A 4170-nucleotide genomic window follows, 5' to 3' on the forward strand; every position below is an offset into this window, starting at 1 on the left:
CCTCTAGCAACCTTTTTATAAACGGTGTTAATGCTCCATCTCTTCCTGTCAATGGTCTTCCTTCTCGTATAGATGACAGGATATTTGTTTCTAATTCTTTATAATCTACCAAACCAGTAGTTCTATTTGCTTGACTCATACCAAACCTCCATTTTTTATATCAATTTATTACTTTTTTTTCGGTTTGACACACTTTTTTGAACGTTCCCTTAATTGTCCTATTTTTGAACTAAGTGGTACTTCTCTTTCACGTCTAACAAAATTTGGCCGCATTCGCCTTCCCGCTCTTCTTCTTTCTCTCATCATTGTATATTCATCCCTATTTTCGGAGAGATTTAGTGATACTTCACTTGGCTGCATTTGTTCTCCTGGTCTTCTTATATTTTCACTCCTGTTTCCAGAGAATAGTTCTCTGTCAGCTGCTCTATCAAGATCTCTGATGTTATTTAGTATCTCTTGCGTTCTTTGCCTTACTATATTTTCATCCCTGTTGCTAAGGAGAACTCTCCGAGGTTGATTTAGAACATGATCTAATCTCTCATAGTTCCTTGCCCTTCTTTCATTCACGTTTTCAAAGAAGTGGAAATTCAGAAATGTTTCTCTTTCACCTCCAACATAACCTCTTGAATTTCGCTTTGATCTTCCTCCAACATCCTTAATTTTCTTTTCAAATTTTAATAGCGACTTGTTGTTTAGTCTAACATGATTCTGAGAATCACAAGCAACGATCCAGTCTAAAATTGGCATTTTTTGACTATCAAATCCTGTACCATGTTCTATATCATCATTAATGTGTTCTTTTATTTTTTTAATTATCTCTACTGCTCTTAGCTCCATAGTTTCTATGGTACTATCTTCACTTTCTACCAGTATATTGAAAACAATTCCTAATAACTCCTGTTGTAAATCCTTTCGTTCTTTAATATTCACAATTAGCCTCAACTTTTATATGCTATTTTGCCAAAATAATTTTACCAAATAAGTAATATATATACAATAATTTTCGTTTAAAAATTTTTTTACATTGGCCTATCTAAGTTATGTTTTAGGATGTAAAAGCTTCTTACTTTAATAATTTATTAAAGTAAACCATATATGGATTGCTATTTAGGAGCAGCTGTTGTACTTTAATCAGAAGGTACAGTAATGTAAGAAGGAGGTACTTTATGTCTTTAAAAAAGAAAATTTCTGAGTTTATAGAGGAACAGCTTGATATAAAATACCATGACAATTACTTGGCTTACACTATACACAATTGGGCTGCAAGTGAAATATCTAGATCTGTCGCTCTGTGTATAATTGGTTGTGGCGATTGTGAGATTAAGTATCAAGGTATTGCTAATTCATTTAACATAACGAAAGAAGAAATTAACCAAAGTAATATAGAAAGCATAAAAAATAAGATAGAAAGTGAAGCTAGAAAAGAAGGTAGTGAATTTTCCGAGTTGATTTCTAAAATGGATCAATCGATGAAAGAACAAAGTGAAAAGTCTATTATACAGATTTTAAATTCATCTGCTGAAGAGATGTTAAGGAGTTTTTATGGTAGTTCTATACAGAGGACAGAGGATAAAGAAGTTAGTGTATCCTCTGCTTCACATGAAGAGCCTGCTACAGAAGATTCGGAAAATACTGTTAATTCTGATCTTTTATCAATTTAACCAGCTCCCTCATATAAATTTTTTCTGTACCCAAGCTATATGTTTGTGAGAGGATAGTAAGCACTACATTTTTCTATTTCCATTATAATAGGTTCGTCTATTTTCATGATGATCTTACTATTTGCACTCTGTCTAGGACTAAGCAATAGAAATAGTAGGATAACAGTAGTCAACCAAGATTCCAGCATCACGTACTAGGATGATATAAGTATCATAATTTACGATTAGATTGACATAGGGTAAAGAGTAAATTAAAAATTAAATAGATCTTTTAATGCAGAATAAATGCCTATAGAAATATTGATGCCTTCTCTTTCCCCAACAATGAGTAAAACTGGAGGAAAAATTGTAAAGTGGTGTAAAAAAGAACAAGATAAAGTTGAAATAGGTGATGTAATCGCTGAAATTGAGACTGATAAAGCCATAATGGAGTTTGAATCTGTCGATGAAGGAGTTTTAGCAAAAATTTTAGTGTCGGAAGGAACAGGTGGCGTACCTGTAAATCAACTGATAGCTCTAGTGTTAGAGGAAGGGGAAGATAAAAGCGCACTTGATTTAGCTTCTGCCGTCAATACCAAGGTTGAGAAGGAGGTTGAAGCCGATTTTTCAGTATCATCCAACCCTTCGATTTCATCTAGCTCTTCAATGTCATCCCAGTGTGTGACACTGGGATCTAAAAAAGAGGATAGAGCAACAGAAAATAGAATAAAAGTAAGCCCCTTAGCTAAAAAAATAGCTCAAAATGAAGGTGTTGATATAAAGCGATTAAAAGGTACAGGTCCATATGGTCGTATCATCAAAGCTGATGTATTAGAATTTTTAGATCAAACTAAAAGCTATGAGAGATTTGAGGAAAATACAACATTTGAAGTAAGCAATATGCGCCAAGTGATAGCGCAGCGCCTAGTTGAATCTAAGCAAAATATTCCACACTTTTATTTAACTGTAGACTGCCACGTTGATAAGCTAATATCGCTCAAAAATGAGGTTAATTCAGCAAATGAAAACAATAAAGTAACAATTAATGACTTAATTATAAAAGCTGTGGCTTTCAGCATGAAAAAATTTCCTGATATAAACTCATCGTGGATAGATACTAAAATAGTAAGATACTCAAATATAGATATCTCAATTGCTGTAGCGCTTGAGGATGGACTGATTACTCCTATAGTAAAAAATGCTGATGAAAAAAGTGTTTTATCTATATCAAAAGAAGTGAAAGATTTAGTAAGTAGGGCAAGATCTGGAAAACTAAAGCCTGAAGAATTTCAAGGAGGAGGATTTACTATCTCCAACTTAGGCATGTTTGGTATAAAAACTTTCAGCGCTATAATCAATCCACCGCAATCTTGCATTATGGCTGTTGGTGAATCTAAAAAACAGCCGGTTGTCATAGGTGAAAAAATAGAGATAGCAGAGATAATGACAGTTACTCTCTCTGTTGACCACAGAGCAGTTGATGGAGCACTCGGAGCAAAATTTTTAAATGCCTTTAAGTACTATATAGAAAACCCTACGGTGATGCTTCTTGAGCCTTTATTATTATAATAAAATTAATACCTCTTAATTTATACTTTTATTAATTGATAGGTTTAGAGGTAAAATATGACTGATAAAAAGATAGAAAAACGTAGTATATTTTTTGATGCTGCAAAATCAAAATTTTCAAACGATAGGTTTCAAATAGATTCCTCGTCTAATGAGTCAATGGATACCATTGATAAAAAATTTAAGTATGAAGTGAAACTTCCAGGTGTTATTCACACTACAACAAGAAAAAATAATGTTGGAAGCGGATTAAATGAGTTAGATCTAAAAAAGAAAAACGAAAACTCTTTCAAGACATCAATAAAGAATATTGAAGAATCAGATAGTAAGAGAAACCAAAGTCATTTGCTGTCTCAGGAAGACTCATTTCCAGAACTACCAGCATGTGCATATAAGCCAGCACTGCTGCCAAAACCATCAAAAGAAAAAATAAAGGAAGCTGTAGATAAAATGCGCAATAATAGAAAAGCTCATAATTCTGCAAGTGTTGAAAATGGTGTTAGTTCAGACAGGTTCAAAGTGCGCCCGTTCTTATGTAGTGATATAGATGGATATGTAGCTCCTGACAAACGTGACCGTAATATAGAAAGGTGTAGGGTTACACATGATAGCAGTAAGCTTGAAGCACAAATGGAAAGAAAGCATGGGTTTCAATCAGATCCAAGTGTTAAGCATGTAAAGGCTGATACTATAGTATGTTCTATTACTAAAGGTCATGACAAAAAAGGCGTTAAATCTGATGTCTCATATACACAAGAGCCTACATCAGAAATGTCTAAGGTTAATGTGAGAGAATTAGCAAATAGGTTCCGTGGCTAATCATGGGAACGTTCAAAAAAGTGTGTCAAACCGAAAAAAAAGTAATAAATTGATATAAAAAATGGAGGTTTGATATGAGTCAAGCAAATAGAACTACTGGTTTGGTAGATTATAAAGAATTAGAAACAAATATCCTGTCATC

General features: G+C 33.4%; 4 protein-coding genes and 1 pseudogene. 3 read left to right on the forward strand and 2 right to left on the reverse strand.

Annotated elements, in window-relative coordinates; translation table 11 throughout:
* Positions 1-139, reverse strand: a pseudogene (locus JR312_RS06175) (IS256 family transposase); the annotation flags it as partial.
* A 29-nt stretch (positions 140-168) separates the two neighbouring features.
* Positions 169-930 carry a hypothetical protein gene (locus tag JR312_RS06180; protein ID WP_416647974.1) on the reverse strand — a complete coding sequence of 254 codons (762 nt, stop codon included), beginning with the start codon at positions 928-930 and terminating at the stop codon, positions 169-171.
* Between the two features lie 236 nt (positions 931-1166).
* On the opposite strand from JR312_RS06180, the gene JR312_RS06185 reads away from it, so the two are divergent.
* The 3 genes from JR312_RS06185 to JR312_RS06195 all read left to right on the forward strand — a co-directional run bounded on the left by JR312_RS06185 (position 1167) and on the right by JR312_RS06195 (position 4028).
* Positions 1167-1661, forward strand: coding sequence for a WBM0748 family T4SS-associated protein (locus JR312_RS06185; RefSeq protein ID WP_264330624.1), 495 nt, complete (start codon positions 1167-1169; stop codon positions 1659-1661).
* Positions 1662-1946: 285 nt separating this feature from the next.
* Positions 1947-3209 (forward strand): pyruvate dehydrogenase complex dihydrolipoamide acetyltransferase, encoded by a 1263-nt coding sequence (locus JR312_RS06190; RefSeq protein WP_416647975.1) that lies wholly within the window; start codon positions 1947-1949, stop codon positions 3207-3209.
* Between the two features lie 57 nt (positions 3210-3266).
* Positions 3267-4028, forward strand: a complete 762-nt coding sequence (locus JR312_RS06195; protein WP_416647976.1) for a hypothetical protein — start codon at positions 3267-3269, stop codon at positions 4026-4028.
* The last annotated feature ends 142 nt before the right edge of the window (positions 4029-4170 follow it).

It is taken from the genome of Wolbachia endosymbiont of Nasonia giraulti (genome assembly GCF_048054155.1).
GTDB classification, from domain to species: Bacteria; Pseudomonadota; Alphaproteobacteria; order Rickettsiales; family Anaplasmataceae; genus Wolbachia; species Wolbachia pipientis_C.

Excerpts from the sequence above, each read along its gene's own strand:
- JR312_RS06185 (WP_264330624.1), top strand. The coding sequence starts at position 1,167 with ATGTCTTTAAAAAAGAAAATTTCTGAGTTTATAGAGGAACAGCTTGAT.
- JR312_RS06195 (WP_416647976.1), top strand. The coding sequence starts at position 3,267 with ATGACTGATAAAAAGATAGAAAAACGTAGTATATTTTTTGATGCTGCA.
- JR312_RS06190 (WP_416647975.1), top strand. The coding sequence starts at position 1,947 with ATGCCTATAGAAATATTGATGCCTTCTCTTTCCCCAACAATGAGTAAA.